General features: G+C 64.3%; 14 protein-coding genes. 7 read left to right on the top strand and 7 right to left on the bottom strand.

Annotation, left to right across the window (positions count from 1 at the left end):
- Positions 1–121 precede the first annotated feature (121 nt).
- From HUA74_RS46940 to HUA74_RS35365, 6 genes are all read right to left on the bottom strand, one after another.
- Positions 122–712: a DUF4276 family protein gene (locus HUA74_RS46940; RefSeq protein ID WP_174458097.1), complete on the bottom strand. Its 591-nt coding sequence runs from the start codon at positions 710–712 to the stop codon at positions 122–124.
- Positions 709–1890 carry an AAA family ATPase gene (locus HUA74_RS35385; protein WP_174458096.1) on the bottom strand — a complete coding sequence of 394 codons (1182 nt, stop codon included), beginning with the start codon at positions 1888–1890 and terminating at the stop codon, positions 709–711. Before HUA74_RS35385 ends, HUA74_RS46940 begins: the two co-directional genes overlap by 4 nt.
- A gap of 188 nt (positions 1891–2078) precedes the next feature.
- Complete coding sequence (locus HUA74_RS35380) at positions 2079–3791, bottom strand: DEAD/DEAH box helicase family protein (RefSeq protein ID WP_371817357.1); 1713 nt, start codon at positions 3789–3791, stop codon at positions 2079–2081.
- A gap of 101 nt (positions 3792–3892) precedes the next feature.
- On the bottom strand, positions 3893–5356 hold the full coding sequence (locus HUA74_RS35375; protein WP_174458094.1) for a PD-(D/E)XK nuclease family protein: 1464 nt from the start codon (positions 5354–5356) through the stop codon (positions 3893–3895).
- On the bottom strand, positions 5346–6203 hold the full coding sequence (locus HUA74_RS35370; RefSeq protein WP_174458093.1) for a site-specific DNA-methyltransferase: 858 nt from the start codon (positions 6201–6203) through the stop codon (positions 5346–5348). Before HUA74_RS35370 ends, HUA74_RS35375 begins: the two co-directional genes overlap by 11 nt.
- Before the next feature lie 228 nt (positions 6204–6431).
- Complete coding sequence (locus HUA74_RS35365) at positions 6432–8510, bottom strand: VapE domain-containing protein (protein WP_371817356.1); 2079 nt, start codon at positions 8508–8510, stop codon at positions 6432–6434.
- A 939-nt stretch (positions 8511–9449) separates the two neighbouring features.
- Here HUA74_RS35365 and HUA74_RS35360 point away from each other — a divergent pair.
- The 5 genes from HUA74_RS35360 to HUA74_RS35340 all read left to right on the top strand — a co-directional run bounded on the left by HUA74_RS35360 (position 9450) and on the right by HUA74_RS35340 (position 14282).
- Positions 9450–10121: a sigma-70 family RNA polymerase sigma factor gene (locus HUA74_RS35360; RefSeq protein ID WP_174458091.1), complete on the top strand. Its 672-nt coding sequence runs from the start codon at positions 9450–9452 to the stop codon at positions 10119–10121.
- 5 nt (positions 10122–10126) lie between these two features.
- Complete coding sequence (locus HUA74_RS35355; protein WP_217443645.1) at positions 10127–10435, top strand: hypothetical protein; 309 nt, start codon at positions 10127–10129, stop codon at positions 10433–10435.
- Positions 10436–11054: 619 nt separating this feature from the next.
- Positions 11055–11525, top strand: a complete 471-nt coding sequence (locus tag HUA74_RS35350) for a hypothetical protein (RefSeq protein WP_254625393.1) — start codon at positions 11055–11057, stop codon at positions 11523–11525.
- The gene (locus tag HUA74_RS35345) at positions 11515–12930 is read left to right on the top strand and encodes a terminase large subunit domain-containing protein (RefSeq protein ID WP_174458089.1); all 1416 of its coding nucleotides are present in this window, start codon (positions 11515–11517) and stop codon (positions 12928–12930) included. Before HUA74_RS35350 ends, HUA74_RS35345 begins: the two co-directional genes overlap by 11 nt.
- Positions 12931–12938: 8 nt before the next feature.
- Positions 12939–14282 carry a phage portal protein gene (locus HUA74_RS35340; protein WP_254625392.1) on the top strand — a complete coding sequence of 448 codons (1344 nt, stop codon included), beginning with the start codon at positions 12939–12941 and terminating at the stop codon, positions 14280–14282.
- A gap of 169 nt (positions 14283–14451) precedes the next feature.
- Here HUA74_RS35340 and HUA74_RS35335 read toward each other — a convergent pair whose 3' ends face one another.
- Positions 14452–15300 (bottom strand): hypothetical protein, encoded by an 849-nt coding sequence (locus tag HUA74_RS35335; RefSeq protein ID WP_174458088.1) that lies wholly within the window; start codon positions 15298–15300, stop codon positions 14452–14454.
- A gap of 64 nt (positions 15301–15364) precedes the next feature.
- Here HUA74_RS35335 and HUA74_RS35330 point away from each other — a divergent pair, with 64 nt between their 5' ends.
- Together HUA74_RS35330 and HUA74_RS35325 are read left to right on the top strand one after the other, a co-directional pair.
- Positions 15365–16027: an HK97 family phage prohead protease gene (locus HUA74_RS35330; protein ID WP_174458087.1), complete on the top strand. Its 663-nt coding sequence runs from the start codon at positions 15365–15367 to the stop codon at positions 16025–16027.
- A complete protein-coding gene (locus tag HUA74_RS35325; protein ID WP_174458086.1) occupies positions 16024–17127 on the top strand; it encodes a phage major capsid protein in 1104 nt (367 codons plus the stop codon). Before HUA74_RS35330 ends, HUA74_RS35325 begins: the two co-directional genes overlap by 4 nt.
- The last annotated feature ends 20 nt before the right edge of the window (positions 17128–17147 follow it).

Raw genomic sequence — 17147 nt, 5'->3', positions numbered from 1 at the left:
GAGTGGCTCAAACTGGATGGGTGCGCAGCCGACTTGCACACACGCGGGAATGAAGACGTGCTTCGCAGGGAAGTCGTACCTTGAAGACCCCCTGGGAGCAATGAGAGGCAACAAGACGGAACTACCCAGTCCCCCCACACAGCGCGCCGATTGTTCTAACAAGCTTGTCAAAACTGCGAGACCGATTGCGCACTGCGGAGATGTCAAGCTTGCGAGTCATCATGAGCTGGTGAGTTGTTGGGGCATACCCAGGAACGAGTTGCTCCAGCCTTCCTTTTGCATTTCGGATGCGCTCAGGGTCAACAACCCGAATGCGGCCTAGTTCATTGTCGTTGAATACTCGCAAGAGCCATCCTTCGAACTCACGGACAGCCATAACTGCAGCCACAGGCCGCCCTGAGGGGATTTTAATAGGTACAGACTTGGCCCAAATGCTTGGGCAGTCATCGTCCGAATCGCACATTACGAGAACGGCATCCGGATTCCTCGCCCACGCCATGCTAAGTGCTTTCGTCATCCCTTCTGGGCGACAGGGACGGCTTGGTCCCGCAATCCGAGCATCCACAAGATGGCCTCGGGGCTGGCGGATGGGGGCTTGGTCTACAAGCCAATCATGCAACGAGAGGGATGCAAGAATTCGAGAGCACAGATTTGGAATGGCTTCCACCTCTCCTTTTCCCTCAACAATGCAAACGAGTCGCTTCTTTTTCATTCCGCCTCTCCGGGAGTGATGACCGGCGGCGCCATTCCTTCAATTCGCAACGGCTCTGAACGCATCAACTCAGCGGCGGACATCAGTCCATCACGTACAAGCTTCCGCTGGGATTCCTCCAGTGGGCCTACATGAGTAACCCCTTTACGATAGTCGCATACGAGAATCTCTTCGTCTTTCGCCGCATCCAACAACTCCGGACTGTGCGTGGTTAGAAGGACAGCCCCCCGCTTTGATGACCTAGCCAGAACGTCGAACAATACTGCCGCAGCTCCGGGATGAACGGACACCTCAGGCTCTTCAATTACAAGCAGTTCGTCCCGAGCCATCTGTTGAGCGGCCACAAGAATGCCAAGGGCCCGAATTGCGCCTTCTGACATTTCCGTGGCTGCAAATTCGGCCCACTCCTCCTCCCTCTGCTGTTGAAAGAATCGGATACTTAGATAGCGACCAAGGGCCCCCTCTTGAATGTCACGCAACCCTGGGACGATCCGCTGCATAGCTAAGAGTACGGCCTCCCAATCCAAGCGCTGTCTCCTGAGACTCTTGATGGCCATTGCTATGTTGCTACCAGATTCATCGAGGCGGACACGCTCCGTTGAGAGTTGGGGCTCTCTCATCGATTGGGGATCAAGCCTAAACCTTCGAACGTTGCGTAGCGCAGGCATGAGCCGTGAGCGCATGTTCATCTGGCGGCCTAGGACCATGACGCTTGTTGTCTTTGCGATGGGCGGCAATTGCCGTTCAGTCGCTTTCCCTGAGACGCTGTCCCTTGAACTGGATTTGTCTCGCTCGCGAGATATTGAAAAAATGGGGTCTCCCCCACGGTACTCTTCGATTGTCTCGCGTTTGAACTCCCATTCGCCTTCGCGCTTGCTACCAAGCGTAAAGGCGTGACGGGCGTAGTCGAGCTCTAGTCCTATTTCAGTGGGGGATACCCTTACGTCAATGGACACATCTACAGGTTTTGATGGGCGCCAGCGTCTCACGCTGACGATTCCGCCGCGATTCTGAACGGCCGAAGAGGCATCCCAGGCAACGTCGCGAGCAAAGACGAATGCGTCTGCGATGTTTGACTTTCCACTGGCATTTGGTCCAACAACAGCTGTGAATGGGGCAAGAGTAATATCGGCGTACTCAATGCTACGGAAATTGCGGATCTCGATGCGTCGCCACATGTCATCCTCCGAATGGAAGGTGTCGTTAACATGGCACTTCTACAGCGAGCAAGCAGCTCGCGCTGCTTAGTCGGGTACGTCGAGAGGGGCAGAAGCCCGACGAGTCGCGTTCTTCGAGTCTCCTTCAAGCACCGTTCGACGTGACTGAGTAGCACCTGGCGAGCGTATTCTAGGTGGCGGACGTGTTGCTAGAGGAGCTTCTGTGGCTGCCCGTCTGTCTGTTGGATGAACCGCGCTCGCTCCAGCGCGGTCGAGAATGCCTCAGCGTATTCCTGCGTGTGCAGGCACACGTCCACCTCGACGCATGCGGATTGCTGCCCAGGCCTGTGAGTGCGCGCGAGCAGTTGCTCCCAGGCGGCGCCATCCGAGGGTGGTGTCACCACGAGGTTTCGGGAGAACTGCTGAAGGTTCTTCCCCGTGGAGTGGGCCTTGATGCTCGCCACCACGGAGCGCCTTCCCGTCTCCCGTAGGATGGCCTCGGACGCAGTCTTACCCCCGCCGTAGAACGGTACGCCCGCCGCCTTGGCGATGCGCTCGCCCAACTCCGGGTACTCGACCCAGACGATTCCCACCCGCGAACGAGCCCACTCTGCCGCGTCCTTCACGAGAAAATCGGACACCCAAACCGCTTGAGGCTCGGGCTGCACTGCGGCATGAATCTCCGCCCACGCATGCCACGTCGCCGCGTGCCAGACTGGCTTGTCCCCCTCATAGGGTGGTGACATGTGCGCGCGGATGGCTGCCTTGGTGAGCAGCCCTGGCGAGTCCAGGTGCTCGCGGCGCTCGCCCTTGAGTTCCTCCCAGACTTCCTTGTTCCACGCCTTGCGCCGTGCGAACCACTTCTCAATCAGCTCCGGCGGCTCGCCCCTCGGGTAGCGCCAGCGGTGGAAGAAGCCGGCGGACAGCTGCCGCGCGCAGGACACGGACTGGAGCTGCTCCTGGAACTGCTCTCCGTCCGGGCGCTCGCCCGCGTGTGCCAGCTCGATGAAGGCGAGGAGCTGCGCGGGCACGGGCCCAGGGTAGCGCGGGCGGATGATGAGGGGCTTGTCCAGCGCGCTCTCTTCCGTGGCCACCACGCCGCGCGTCGCGTTGCGGCGGCGCTGGAAGCCCTCGCGCACGTGCTCGTCGGGCTCGCACAGCCGCTCCAGTGCGCCGGGAGGGGCCACCACCTTGCCCGGGTCCAGGGCCGTTCCCCACTCCTCGACGACGTGGTGCGCGAGCGGCAAGGGCGAGCCCTCACCGAGCGCCAGGCGCGACAGGTGCGCGTAGTCCTTGATGCTCTTGGACGCGAATGTGCCGGAGAGTGCCACGAGGCGCGTCCGTGGGTGTTCCTCGAAGTAGCGGAGGAATCGGCCCGTGCGCGTGGACTTCGGGTCCTTGAGGTTGTGTGCCTCGTTGAGAATGACGAGGTCCGGGCGGATGCGCTCCAGGAGGTTCGTCGCTTCCTGGCTGGAGAGCTTGTTGTACGAAACGACGTGGAGCACCGGCAGGCCCACGCGGAACCACCTGCCGCCCGCGAGGTTGGGCAGTCTCCAGTGCGCGCCGTAGTAGCTCCACTCGACTTGGAACTGGGGCAGGAGGTTGGCGGGGATGAAGAGGACGGCCACGCGGCAGCCCGGCATCACCATGGGCATGAGGAAGGTTGTCAGCTCCTTGCCGTGGCCCGTGCCGATGGGCGCGAGGAGGCCACCAACGCGCGAGGCTTCCAGGAGCGCCTGGGCCTGCACCCGCCGCAACTGCGTAGGGCAGGGGCGCGGCGGAGACATGCTCGCGCAGCTACACGGACTGGGCGGCGCGCGTAGCTGGGCCTCCAGGGCCTCGATGTCCGCCGCTGTGTACGCGGCGGCGAGGTTGCGCCGAGGCAGGGCGAGGATGCGGCCGAGGTCCGCCGAGTAGCCCACGGGAGAGCGCCCGCAGACGGGGGCGCGCTCCTCGGGCGGCGGGGAGCTAGAAGGCGTGGGTGTAACGCCCAATCGTTCAAGAAGGCGCATCCCCACTCCCTTCAGCGAGCACCGCGCACGAAGTCACCAGGGCCGCACAGGGGCTCCAGGGCCTCGACGGCGAGTTGCAGCAGCTCCGAGTGGGCGAGGCCGAGGGCGGCGTAAGCACCGGGGGCCGGCGGCGCGTTGCGGATGGCCATGGAGAGCGCCCCCTTCCATCTGCCGAAGCCCAGCGTGCTCTCGGCTCCCGCGAAGCGCAGGTCCGCCACGCCGCCGGCCTCACTCACCTGGGCGGCCACCTTCGCCACGTACTCGGACAGCGAATCCGCGGGCATGTTGGGAACGCAGTCCACGAAGAGACGCAGGCGCTCTCCCTGGGGACTTGGCGCGGCAGGTGAGCTGGTGACGGGCTCCTGGTGCTCGACGCGCGGCGTGGCGACCGGGACGCCCAGGACCTTCGGCTTGCGTCCACGGCGCTTCGGCGCGGCGTCCGTGGCGATGGTGGGCGATGCGGGAGGCGCGTCCGGGGGCAGCACGGCGGCCACCTCGGCCCCAGGGCAGGACACATGCAGCACGTCACCCGAGCGAAGCTTGCTGGTGTTCTCCGGCGTCATGGCCTCGCCGCACCTGTCGCATGTCCCCAGCGGCTCGGGGATGACCTGGTGGGGCACGGTGAGCGGGAGCTGCGCGACGGTGTCGGGGGCCTGGGTCTTGGGAATGAATCGGTTCAACAGGGACATGGTGCGTTCTCCGGAGATGCACTGCGCTTTGAAGGGGCACCCGCCGTACTTCTCGCAGGCGCCGAAGTTGGGAGGCGCGTCGGCGGTGCGCGTGGCGCGGGCCACCTCGCGCATGCGACGCACCATGGGGACGACCTTCTCTGTCCACTCGCGCGTGACGTGCTCGACGCTCACCGAGGCCAACACGCTCTCCGCACGCTTCGCGCCGCGCGTCTGGAAGTAGAGGTGCTCCAGCTCCAGCACGCGGACGCCTGGGAAGCGCGCGTCCGAGAGGGCCGCCCAGACGCCGTAGCCCACCATCTGCAATCCGGCCTCGGTGCTCGCGTCGGCCAACTGCGTGGGTGTCGCCCCGTAGCGCGCCACGTTGGAAGAGAACTTGTGGTCCGTGATTCGCAGCACACCTTCCGCGAGTCGGCGTGGGTTGATGAGGTCGATGTGCCCGATGAACGGGACACCGTCCGCCGACAGAGGCGAGGGCGTGCCGAAGGACTCTTCAACCAGGAGGTCCGCGCCAGGAGCTGGAAGCAGATGGCGCCCTGCCCGCGCGACGTCGCCCAGGACGTCCTCGCCCGTGCGGAGGTAGTGCTCCAACTGCGCGTGTCCCTCGACGCCCAGGGCTTGCGCCTTCGTCTCGGGCTCGGGCAGTCGCAGCACCTTGGCGAAGTACCAGCGGCGCGGACACAGGCTGAATTGCTTCAGCTGCGAGACGGAGAGGAAGTTGAGAAAGCCCCCGTCCACGGCGCGACGACGGGGGCCCTCGAGTTGCGCGGGCGAGTCACTCCCCACGGCTCGCCTCTGCTGTCACGAGTGTTTGGCGTGCGATCTCCAAGTAGGGGGCGTGCTGCTCAATGCCAACGACGGCCCGACCTGCTTTCACCGCGGCGGCCCCCACCGTGCCCGAGCCGAAGAACGGGTCGAGAACGATGTCACCAGGACGGGTGATGTAACGCACCCACCAGTCGCAGAGGACTTCGGGCGTTGCTGCGCCGTGGCCCTTCGCACCGCCGCTGGTGACACTGTTCGAGTTGGCAATCGGAAGGAGGTTGTAGGGTGTGACGCCACCTCGCTCCGCGACAATGTCCGCAATCCTCCCTGGCCTGACGGACAGTCCCGAGGGGGAAACCCGCAGTGCGCGACTCTCGCGCTTGAGCGCCGCCATGGACTCGGAGGGAGTCCACAAAACCGCGTCCTGGTTGCGATAACACTTGGGGGAACCCAGCCAGACGCATGCTTTCACCGACGGGCGCATGAGCCCGTTCTTTCGCTGACAGCTTCCCGTCGGCGGCGCGCTGACGTTCCACCACCAGACGTCTTGAACAAGGTTCCACTCCCGCGACGTCCAGGCCAGGAACTCGAACAACCACGGCCGCATCCTTCCTACATGCTCGCTGTTGGGTTGCAGGATGAAGACGGCGGAACCCGAGGGCTTGAGCACCCGACGCACTTGTCCGACGACAGCGCGCATGAGTTCGTGCCATTCCGGCTCCGACAGCCGCCCATAGTCGCGGTCAATCTCCGGATAGGGAGGGTCGGTGATGATGGCGTCGACACACTCATTGGGAAACGACGCCATGACTTCGTGGCAGTTCCCGGAGAAGAGGGTCGCATGGTTGGAGTCATGAATGGGCGTCACACACTCTCTAATGGGGACGCTTTCCGCGACTGGTTCACGCCAACGCGGTTTTGTTGAGCCGCGTGCATGTCGGGCAGACGAAGCCTAGGACGTTGCGGAATCTGATTTCCCCACGCCCTGTGATGCCCCACCGACGCGCCTTGAACTCGTTGTAGGTGCCTCGGAATGTCTCCCCACACCCCAGGTAGCAGGTTTGGGTGAACTTGATGGAGAACACGTCTTTGTCTTTCATGGTTTGGCCGTCTTGATTGTTGCTACGGGGGGAACTGGATTGAGTCGTGTCGCGCCGTGGCCCAATTGCTGGGGCGCGGTGCGGATGGTTTCTGGCGGCAGGTAGACCCACGTCTGCACGCCGGCAATCCGCCGCTGGGTGCGCTGGAAGCCCAGGCGTCGCAATGCGCGGCCAATGTCGAGGCGGACACCGCGCGGAATCTGGCCAGGTGTCGTGAGGAGTAGCGCGTCGCGGGCCACCAACTCGGTGGTCACCTCGTTGCGCTTCTCGGGTGGCAAGCTCAACACCCACTGGAGAATCGTGTCGTCGGGGCCTCCATCCGATTCGCTTCGCTCCTGCGCGTGTTGCTCCGCGCGCTGGGCTTGCTTCTCTTCGAGCCACCACTCCTCACCCTTCCGGAAGCGCACCACGGCTTCCGCCCAGAGCTGGCCCCTGTCTCGCTTCAGGGCCGCGATGTCGATGTGGGTGCACTTGACGGGCCACCACCGCCGGTAGCCGCTCGAATCCGCGCGCAGGTACTCGGACGAGTTCGTGGTTCCGACGAAGACGCAACGGCGCGGCGTCTTCACCGTGACGCGACCATAGGGCGGACGGAAGGTGTCCTCGTTGCGCGAGATGAAGGCTTTGAGGTCTTCCGCCTCGGACGCGCGCAGCGTCGTCACCTCGGCAAGCTCGATGAGAGAGCAGCGGCCCGCGAGCGAGGCGCTGTCCTTGTCGCGGATGTTGATGGGGGCATCGCAGAACCACTCCCCCGCGAGGACGCGGAAGGCCGTGGACTTCCGGATGCCCTGGGGCCCTTCGAGGATGAGCACCGTGTCCACCTTGCAGCCCGGCTCCAACGCGCGGGCCACGGCGCTGATGAGCCACTTGCCGCTGATGGTGCGCAGGTGCTCGGTGTCGCCCTCGGCGCCGAAGTAGCGCTCCAACATGAAGTCCGCGCGAGGGACGCCGTCCCAGACGAGCCCCTCCAGGTAGTCGCGCAGAGGGTCATACGCGTTGGTAGTGGCCACCTGTCTCAGAACGTCGCGGACCTGGGCGGCGCGCGGGTCCATGCCGAGGCGGCCGTACTCGCTTTGCTGAATCCAGCAGGCGATGCGGCCATCCAGCTCATCGATGGGCGAGTCATCCGGCAGTGGGCCGCCCGCGTACTCCATGTGTTTCGTCACTTCGTTGAAGCGAATGGTGTCTCGCCACTCGGGAGAGAGCGTCAGGATGGTGAAGAGATTGGCCTCGTTGTTCTTGAGACGCCTGCCGTCCTTCGTCTCGTAAGAGAGCAGCGCGCGCGTCCAGTCCTCTTCCGTGGCGGCAGAGACGTCCTCCTCGGTGGATACGGGCGTCTCGGTTTTCGGTCTGCCTTGGAGTGAGGTCCACAACGCCTGGTTGTCCGCGACGCGCTTGGCATCTCCCTGGACGCGGCGTTCGCTGTGTCGACGCAGCTTGAGGATGGCCTCCTCGCACAGATGCGCGGTGCCCTCGCCCCATGCCGTTGCCGCGAAGCAGGGCCGGAGCACCTCCAGGATGGCCTCCTCGGGCGTGGCCGGCGGCAGCACGTGAGCCACGCACGACATGAGGGTGTTGAGCGTGTTGTCCTGCATGCCCACCTCGGCAAGAGGCTCTCCAGACAGCACGCGGCGAATGAGCGCGCTGTGCTCGGGCTTGCGGACGCGGCGCAGCTTGGCGCGCAGCTCGTAGAGGTCCGCCGGCCCCGACTCCACCGAGGGCATGGAGCTGGAGGGAGTGGCAGGGGCGACCGGTGACGGGCGCACCGAGGACAGCAACGCGTCGACGTCGAGCGCGCGGCCCTCACTGACGTTGGTGATGGCCTCGTGTTCGCCCGAGTGGTTGGGCAGGAAGTAGATGCGCGACAGGTTCCGCGTGTTCGGGTCCGCCGGCATCTCCAGCAGGCGCTCCGCTTCTTCCCGCACGCGCGGCCACTCGGCGGGCAGCACTGGACGCGTCAGTGGGACGACGATGCGCAGGCTGGTGTGGCCAGGACGGTGACCATGCGTGGTGTGGACAATCGCCGCGTAGCCGTCGAGCTTCTCCGAGGCTCGGACAGTCTGCTCCGTGGACACTCCGTCCAAATCGAAGACAGCTGCCGTGACAGAGTGGACCTCGGCATCCTTACGGAGAGGGCCGATGTCGACGGGGGCCCAGGCTCGTTGAGACAGCTTCGTGGGGCACCTGTGGCCGACGCACGGGGCGCAGGCCGTCACAGCATGCGTGGTGAGCAGCTGTATCAACTCGCCCCATGTCACATCTTGGGACTGGGGTCTGTTGTCCTGGACGCCGTCGAAGAATGCGACTCGGACGCGAGTGTCTCCGACGACAGGGGCGGCACTTCCGGCAGGGGGCTGGTTGGGACGAAGGCTCACGCACTTTCTTATGGGGACACTTTCCGCGACTGGCCCAGCAAGGGCTCACTTTCGCGCCTCGGCACCTCCTTTCGGGTAACAGGGGTGTCACCGTGAGGTGTCGCCGTCACCAGCTCCGCTCTATCTATCCTCTAGAATCACTGTGGTGTGTCTTTGTCATGTCCTCTGATACCTCAACTTTTCTACACCCTATATAGAGAAGAGTTAGTGACAGTGACGCCTTGTTGGTGACCTCTGCCGGTGAGGAATCCGCAGACGGACGCGAACCACGCGCGGAAGTTGTCCCCATAAGTAGGGACATGGGCTTTGCGTCTCCCAGCATGGTTGAGACTTTGTGTCAGAGGCAGGCGCTACGTTGCGTCCTGCGAGTCCCCCTCGTCGCGTGGTGCGGCATGCCGCTCGTGCGGGCGTTTCATTCGCTCGCCGCGGTGTTGCTCACAGCACGAGCCATTGTTCTCAGGGTGAACTGGCAGGCGCCTTGCTTAGCGATGCCTTCCCCTTCGGATTCTGTGTTCCGCGAGTGTTTCACAACGAGGCAAGTCGTAGGGGGCAGTCATGCAGTGCGGTAGCGGGCCAGAGAAGCAGGATGGTGAGAAGTCGGGGCGCGGGGGAGCGCGAGTGTCCAGGGAGTTGGTTGACATGTTGGTCCTCGCGATTCGGGGTTGCCGAGCGTCAGGGGACGCTCAGTCCGAGCGCGAGTACTCCGGCCAGCTGATGGACGTGCTGATGCCCGAGCTGCGCAAGCTCGCGTGCGATTTCGACAAGTCGCGCGGCTCCCTGTCGCGGGAAGACCTCGTCCAAGTCGCGGCGATGGAGGCCGTGAAGGCGGTTGATACGTATCAGCGCTCGAAGCGCGGCGAGCAGAGCTTCGCGACGTGGGTGAAGTGGCGTGCCCACCGCGCCATCATGGACCAAATCCGGTTGCACCGAGCGGACGTGTGTCTGCCGGACCGGGCCCAGCGCGGCAAGGGTAAGTGGCAACAGGCCGTGGACCTCGTCAGCAAAGACGCGCCAGAGCAGGAGCTCTCCAGGTCCGCGACGCGGAAGAATGACGAGAGACGCGCACGCGAGGCGGACAGTCTCGTGTCCGTCCTCATCGCGCACGAGAGGTCCTTCCTGGTGCAACGCGCTCTCGCGGAGCTGGAGCCCCAGCAGGAGGAGCTGCTCTCCCGCATCTACGGCATCGGCATGCCACGCGAGGGGACGCGTGCCGTGGCTACGAGGTGGGGCATGTCCCGTCGACGTGTCGACGAGCTGTTGGCCCAGGCTCATGACGAGCTGCGCGCGCGGTTGAGCGGGAGGCTCCTCTAGTGCCGGTGCTTGTCGCCAGGAAGGGCGGGCCGTGCGCGGCGTGTGGCGCGCCTATCCTGGAGGGTGAGCGCATCGCCTACGAGCTGGCGACAGGCCCACGTCACCTCGCGTGTGCAGACAGGGAACCGGAGCTGCGTCGCAACAGGTACGCGGCCCGGTGCTCGCTCTGTGGCTTCCTGGTGCGCAAGGGACGGGGACGGCTCGACGTCACCGAAACGAGCGAGGGCGGGGCCTTCTCGCACGTCTGGCGGGTGTTCTGCGCGGACGTCGCTGCGTGCAACGCGCGGCTCGATGACAGAGCGGCTCAGCGCTGAATCACCAGTCCACGGGGTTGCAGAGCTTTTCCGGAGAGTGAACTCGATAATGTCTGATCAGCTTTCGTTCCAGGTCCAGGCGTTTGCTCGTGTTCGGTTCGCGGGCAATGAGCGTGATCTTGGGATTCGGTCCGAGGCACGCGACATTCTCACGAGCAGAGATTGGAGCGCGTCTTCCGACGTCGGACGATTGCCCAATACGCACTCGACCGTTGCCCACTTGCCCGTACACGCCAGGAACCCTCTTCAACCGACGGGTCGCTCTACGCGCCTGGGCACTCTTCAGGAATTCCAACGTCGCGTATGCCGTAAAGGCTGACAGAACGGCTGTGGAGAGCTTCATCCGAGTGAGGCTACAGCTTGCTACAGGTCATTGGGAAGAGGGCGTTGAGCGCGCGTGGGAGGGGTGGGTGGATGTGGTTTTGGGTGGGCTTTCTTGGAGCCCCCCGGGTCCGGATTTTGGACGGCGGGCCCTTTCCTGTCTTGCTCGGCGGACCCCCACGCTTGAAAAACTTCAAGAAAACGCCAGGGCCCTCTCGGGTTTTGTTCGGCCCGCTGAATGAAAGTTTGAAGAGAACTCCGGACCAGTCGCGGAAAGCGTCCCCATTGAAGGGGATGAATGGCTCGTCCAACAAAGCTCACCCCCGAGTTGCAAGCTGACATCTGCGCCCACCTGGAGCGCGGCTTGTTCCGTCGCGCCGTTGCCGGCCTCGTGGGCGTCGAGGAGCACACCCTCTCGCGCTGGTATCACCGAGGCGCTGGAGAACAGCGCGGCCTGTATCGAGACTTCTTCCTCTCGGTGAACGAGGCGGAAGCGAAGTTCATGGCGGGGGCAACGGACATGCTCCAGGCCGCCGCGTCTCACAACCCCAAGCACGTCCAGTGGTTGCTGTCGCGTCGCTTCCCGGACCTCTACGGGCGGCGCGACAACGTCGAGGCGCAGGCCCCCGAGGACAAGGCCGCCGACGAGAAGGCCCTGCGCGAGCTGCTGATGGAGCGCCTTGGCCGCTTCCTCCCGGACGCGCCCGAGCCCGAGGCGAGCGCCTCCAGCTCCACCGACACGGACGAGGGGGACGGCCATGTCTCGTGACTCTCGATGCTCGCGCTTCTCGGTGCTCGTGGACCACCTCGCTCCTGATGAGTCTCCGGCCGCGTTCCTGGTGAAGCAGGCGCGCACCCGCCAGGGCCTCGCGCGTCTCTTCGGTCGGCTCACCCATCCGGAAGTCGAGACGCTCGTTCACGACCTGGACTTTTGGGCTCGGCGCGAGCAGATGCCTCCGGTCCTGTTCGCCACCTGCTTCATCATGGCGGGCCGGGGCTTCGGCAAGACGTGGAGCGGCGCGCGCTGGGTGATTCAGAAGGCCCGCGAGGCGAAGACGATTGGCGCGCTCATCGGCCCCACGGCGGCGGACGTTCGCGACACGATGATTCGCGGCTCCAGCGGCATCCTCGCTCTGTCGCCCCCGTGGTTCATGCCCGTCTATGAGCCCAGCAAGCGTCGCGTGACGTGGCCCAACGGCGTCTATGCCATCTGCTACTCGGCGGATAAGCCGGACCGTCTGCGCGGGCCCAACTGCGGCTGGGCCTGGGGCGATGAGCCCGCGAGTTGGAAGCATGAGATGGCGGCGCTGGACCAGCTCCCCATGGTGCTGCGCATCGGCACCGCTGCGAACCCGCCCCAGCTGCTTCTCACCGGCACACCCCGCCCGTTGAAGAAGCTTGAGGAGCTTCTCTTCTCCGACGCGGAGACGAAGGCGCTTCGGCCTGGCGTGGTGCTGCGGACAGGCTCGTCGCTGGCCAACCGCGCGAACCTAGCTCCCAGTGCCGTCGCCACCATGAAGGCGCTGATGAACACGCGCTGGGGCCAACAGGAAGTCCTCGGCAGGCTGCTGATGGATGTGCCGGGAGCCATCTTCGGTTCCGCGAAGTGGGGCCGCGTGGAGGCGGACGCTCACGAATACGCGCGCAGCTTGGACCGTCGCATCGTCTCCGTGGACCCCGCGCCTACCAGCGAGACGGGCTCGGACGAGACGGGCATCATCGTCCAGGGCGTGAGAACCAGTCCCGTCCTAGGGACGGACGGAGCGTCACTCAAGCGCGTTTCGGTGCTCAAGGACGCCAGTCTCCGGGGCTCGCCGCGCGAGTGGGCTGCCGCCGCCATCCGCGAGTATCTCGCCTTCGAGTGCGACGCCCTGGTGGCCGAAGTGAACTCGGGCGGGGAAATGGTGGAGACGACGATTCAGACGGTGGCCTCGGAGATGGGTGTCCACGTCAACGTGAAGCCCGTGCGCGCCCGCGAGGCCAAGTCCAAGCGCGCCGAGCCGGTGAGCGCGTTGGCCGAGACGGGGCGCATCGAGTTGGTGGGCACCTTCCCGAAGCTGGAGGGCCAGCTCTCCAAGTTCAGCGGCATCAACGGCCGCCGCGATGACCGCGTCGATGCCCTGCTGTGGGGCGTCCATGAGCTGGTGTTCGCGGATTCCTTCTTCTGTCTGTGAGGGTGGCGATGGGCTTCTGGGAAAGGATGAAGGCGGCGGTGGGGCGTGAGCCGCGCAAGGGGACGGGGCTGGAGCTGGCGCGCTGGCAGCAGGCGCCGCCGCGTCGAGGGACGGCGCAGCTCCTCGCCGCGTACCGGGAAATGCCCTGGCTCCGCGCCTGTGTGGACGTGGTGGCCGACTCGGTGGCGGGCGTGCAGTGGCGCGTCTACCGCCGCGTGCAGAAGGACGGGCAGCCCCTGAAGGACTACGCGCTGCGAAGTGCGACGCGGGAGGTCCGGGCCGGGCGACTGAAGGCAATGCTGGAGGCGGGCGAGGCCCAGGAGGTTCCGGACCATCCCGTCCTCAAGCTGCTCTCGGACCCGAACGACCATCTCACCGGCTGCTCGGTGACGAAGCTCGTTCAGGTGTACCTCGATTTGGTGGGCGAGGCGTTCCTGGTGCTGGAGCGCGTTGGCGGTGTGCCGGTGGGTTTCTGGCCGGTGCCCCCGAGCACTGTCACGCGGCTGCCCGCGTTGGACGTGCCGCGCGAGCAACGCACGTACACGGTGACGGTGGGCAAGGTGTCGCGAGAGATTCCGGCCAGCGACGTGTTGCATCTGCGCAGCTTGGACCCGGAGGACCCGCTGGGGCGCGGCATCGGTCCGGCCTATGCGCTGGGAGACGAGCTGGATACCGACGAGTACGTGGCCCGGTTCCTCAAGACGTCCTTCTGGAACAACATGCTGCCGCCTGCCATCGCTTCGATTGAGGGCCTGTCCGATGCGAACAGCGCGGGCGCGAAGGCGTTCAAGGAGTCGCTGGCGCGCGAGCACCAGGGGCCGGACAAGGCGGGGAAGCTGCTCATTACCAGCGGCAAGGTGACGTTCGCGCGCCTCGACACGAGCTTCAAGGACATGCAGCTCGTGGAGCTGCGCCGCTTCCTGATGGACTTCGTCCGGATGACCTTCCGGGTGCCCCCCGAAATCGTCGGGGACATCTCCAGCTCGAACAAGGCCACGGCCTTCGCGGCGAGGGAGAACCTCGCGGAGCAGGCCACGCTTCCGCGCATGGAGTTCCTGCGCACCGAGTACCAGATGCGACTGATGCCGCTCCTGGGCGACGAAGGGGCCATCCTCGACTACGACAGCCCTGTGCCGGCGGACCGCGAGCACCAGCTCCGCGTCATGGGCACCATGCCGGAGGCATTCAGCTACGACGAGTGGCGCGAGCTGGCCGGCCTGCGAGCTGACCCGAACCGACAGGGCTATCCGCTTCCGCTTCCGGGGCAAGGTGGCACAGGGCATCTGCGCTTCAACCCCCAAAGAGATGCGGACAACTCAGAAGCTCCGCTGGAAAGTAGTGATGTCTCTTGAAGCCCGCGCAGTGAGTAATACGCGAGTATTCATTTTGACTGAACATGGCGTCGGGGCGCTGTTTCGGGCGGAGTGGGACTTGACAGTCCAATGTCCGCGTCAGCCCGGGAAATCATCCAGTCATCATGCGAAGCTCGGTCTTGGGGCTGGGCAGAGAATGAAGTGGATTCTAAGTCGAGATCTTGAAGGGGACGATACCTTGGAAATGTGATTCAAACATTCGACTCGTGAGCTTTCCATAGGTCTTTCGGAGGTAGCTCCATTGGGCGCGACTGTCTTTTCGATCAATCTCGTGGTCGATAAATAGCACGGACGGGTCCAGCCTGATTGCGGCAGGATCGACTACGTCGCCATGCGCCTTGAATAGCGAGCACATCTCGGAGTTTCGGAATGCCGATGCGTTGTTTCCCGTTTCGTTTATGAATAGAGTCTTGCAGTCGTGGCTTGAAAAGATGACGCCGTCGAGATCTGGCAGGTGGAAAAATGAATAGTAATCATAATAGAAACACGGATGTGTAGTTGGTACGCAGTTTTCCAAGTCCGACATGTCCATGGAACGTACAGCGGAGACCAGAGCAAGCCCATAGAGTGTCCGCATGAGGGCGTCTCGCAGGTGTTCGGAGTCCATATGGAGGCCGGCGAGCCAGAGCAACCTGAAGTCGACGGCCCTGTCGGTTGCGCGCAGTTGTTTTGTTTTTTTCTTGACGATGCCATCAAGCATGTCGCTTGTCGTTACCTCCCGGATGAGTGTGCCTAAGCCTTTTGTGTTGGATGTCTGAAGCATCTCTTGGAATGCTACTTCGGGTTCTTTTGAGGTCACTTCGACTAGATATTTCTCATTGTTCTTGTGTGCGAAAAAGTCCGCAGTCCGTTGAGTGCTTTCGGGGATTTTTTCGATGTTGAACTGGTTTGATTTCAGGAATTCGCGAGTCTCTTTTTCTGATGGGGTTTCGGGCATGGTCGTTCTCTGTTTGTTGGTTTGTTGCCGGGATATACCAAGAATGTGAGTCTTGCTCAATGTCGGGACTCCGGCCGGAGGAGCGTGGGCCAGTCCCGGAAAGTGTCCCCATAAAGAGAGGTGAATGCCCTGCCCTCTCTCCAGAGCCCGCCTCTTCACCGTCCAGAAGGACGCCCCTGAGCCCGCCGAGGGCGCGCCGAGGTTCCACACCTTCCGCGCCAACGACGGCGAGTTTGACCGCTACAACGACCGGTTGAGCGTCCAGGGCTGGATGCTGGACGCCTTCAACGCCAACCCCGTCGTCCTCTACAACCACGACGACGGCTCCGGCGGCCTCTTCGGCACGGGACGCAAGGACGTGTTGCCCATCGGCAAGGGGCGCGCCTACGTGCAGGGTGATGCCCTGCTGGTGGACATCGAGTTCGACCAGGAAGACGACTTCGCCCGGAAGGTGGAGAGCAAGGTTGCGCGCGGCATCCTGAACGCCGTGTCGGTGCGCTACCTCATGCACCGCTACCATGAGAACGAGCGCGGTGGATTCGACTGCGAGCAACAGGAGCTACTCGAAATCTCCGTCGTCACGATTCCGGGCAACCAGCGCGCGGTGAGGGTGAGGGAGCTGGCCGACGAGCGCGCCGCCTTCATCCAGGACGTGGCGAAGGCCGTGGTCTCCACCCTCGATGAGCGCGAGCGGAGCAAGGCCGCGCCCCCTCCAGCCCCCGACGTCAACGCCCTGGCCAAGCACACGGCCGAGGCCCTCTTGCAGCACTTCAAGGAGATGAGATGACCCCCGAGCAGATGCAGGAAGTGGCGAAGTCCCTGGGCCCTCTCGTGGCCGCGCAGCTGATGGAGCAGGCCAAGGGCCAGCGTGACGGGCTGGCGGGCCTCATGGGCGCGAAGTCCAAGCCCGAAGACAGCCAGGTCTCCGGCATCCTGAAGAGTCTGAACGGCTTCGGCGCGTACCTGAAGGCCGTCGTCAACGCGGGCCGCAACCCGACGCGCGAGGCCGTGCTGGAGCAGGCCAAGCGCTTCGGCGGCGCTGACGTCCAGAAAGCAGTGCAGGAGAGCGTCTTCAGCTCGGCGGGCGTGCTGGTGCCGGTGCAGGAGGCGGGGGAGATGATTGAGTTCCTCCGGCCCGACTCTGTCGTCCTTGCGCTGGGCGCTCGCACCGTGCCCTTCAAGGGGGAGCTGCACTTCGGCAAGAAGACCGGGAGCGTCACCTTCAAGTGGATTGGCGAGGGCGAGAAGGTGGAGAAGACGCAGCCCTCGCACGGGAAGGTGGTGCTCAAGGCCCACAAGGCGATGATTCTGGCCGACATCTCCAACGACCTTTTGCGCAACCCGGCGGTGGGTGACGCGGGCGTGGCCGAGGACTTCCGCGAGGCGGCGGCGGACGGCATGGACGAGGCGGCCCTCAACGGGGACGGCCAGGGCCCCAACCCCAAGGGCGTCCTGGCGCAGATGGACTCCTCACACTCCAAGGCCCGGAGCGGGACCAGCGCGGACCACTACCTCGCGGACGTGGACGGCATGGTCGAGGACGTCCTCAAGGCGAACATCAAGCTGCGGCGTCCGGGATTCCTGCTGCATCCGACGCGTGAAACGGCGCTGCTGGGACTGAAGGACGGCGGCACGTGGATTTTCCGGGACGAGATGCTCAACCGGGGCACGCTGCGCGGCTTCCCCTACAAGGCGTCCACGCGGATTGCCCCGAGCCGAATCCTCTTCGGCACCTGGGACCAGCTGCTCTACGGCGTGGACACGGAGCTGGTGCTGTCGGAGCACGACGTCCGCGCCGAGTACGACGAAACGACGCTCCGGGGAATCTGCCGAGGGGACTTCAAGCTGCGGCACGACAAGGCGTTCTCGGAGCGCAAGGGCTACTGAGCCCGCGGAATCACCAGGAG

The sequence above is a fragment of the Myxococcus sp. CA051A genome (genome assembly GCF_013336705.1).
GTDB lineage: Bacteria > Myxococcota > Myxococcia > Myxococcales > Myxococcaceae > Myxococcus > Myxococcus llanfairpwllgwyngyllgogerychwyrndrobwllllantysiliogogogochensis.
The sequence above is the reverse complement of the archived record's forward strand: the minus strand, read 5'-3'. Positions and strand labels throughout refer to the sequence as shown.

What these genes read in the sequence shown, in the direction of transcription:
- HUA74_RS35330 (WP_174458087.1), top strand. Translation starts at nt 15,365, where the DNA reads ATGCCCTGCCCTCTCTCCAGAGCCCGCCTCTTCACCGTCCAGAAGGAC.
- HUA74_RS46940 (WP_174458097.1), bottom strand. Translation starts at nt 712, where the DNA reads ATGAAAAAGAAGCGACTCGTTTGCATTGTTGAGGGAAAAGGAGAGGTG.
- HUA74_RS35350 (WP_254625393.1), top strand. Translation starts at nt 11,055, where the DNA reads ATGGCTCGTCCAACAAAGCTCACCCCCGAGTTGCAAGCTGACATCTGC.
- HUA74_RS35325 (WP_174458086.1), top strand. Translation starts at nt 16,024, where the DNA reads ATGACCCCCGAGCAGATGCAGGAAGTGGCGAAGTCCCTGGGCCCTCTC.
- HUA74_RS35340 (WP_254625392.1), top strand. Translation starts at nt 12,939, where the DNA reads ATGGGCTTCTGGGAAAGGATGAAGGCGGCGGTGGGGCGTGAGCCGCGC.
- HUA74_RS35345 (WP_174458089.1), top strand. Translation starts at nt 11,515, where the DNA reads ATGTCTCGTGACTCTCGATGCTCGCGCTTCTCGGTGCTCGTGGACCAC.
- HUA74_RS35385 (WP_174458096.1), bottom strand. Translation starts at nt 1,890, where the DNA reads ATGTGGCGACGCATCGAGATCCGCAATTTCCGTAGCATTGAGTACGCC.
- HUA74_RS35360 (WP_174458091.1), top strand. Translation starts at nt 9,450, where the DNA reads ATGTTGGTCCTCGCGATTCGGGGTTGCCGAGCGTCAGGGGACGCTCAG.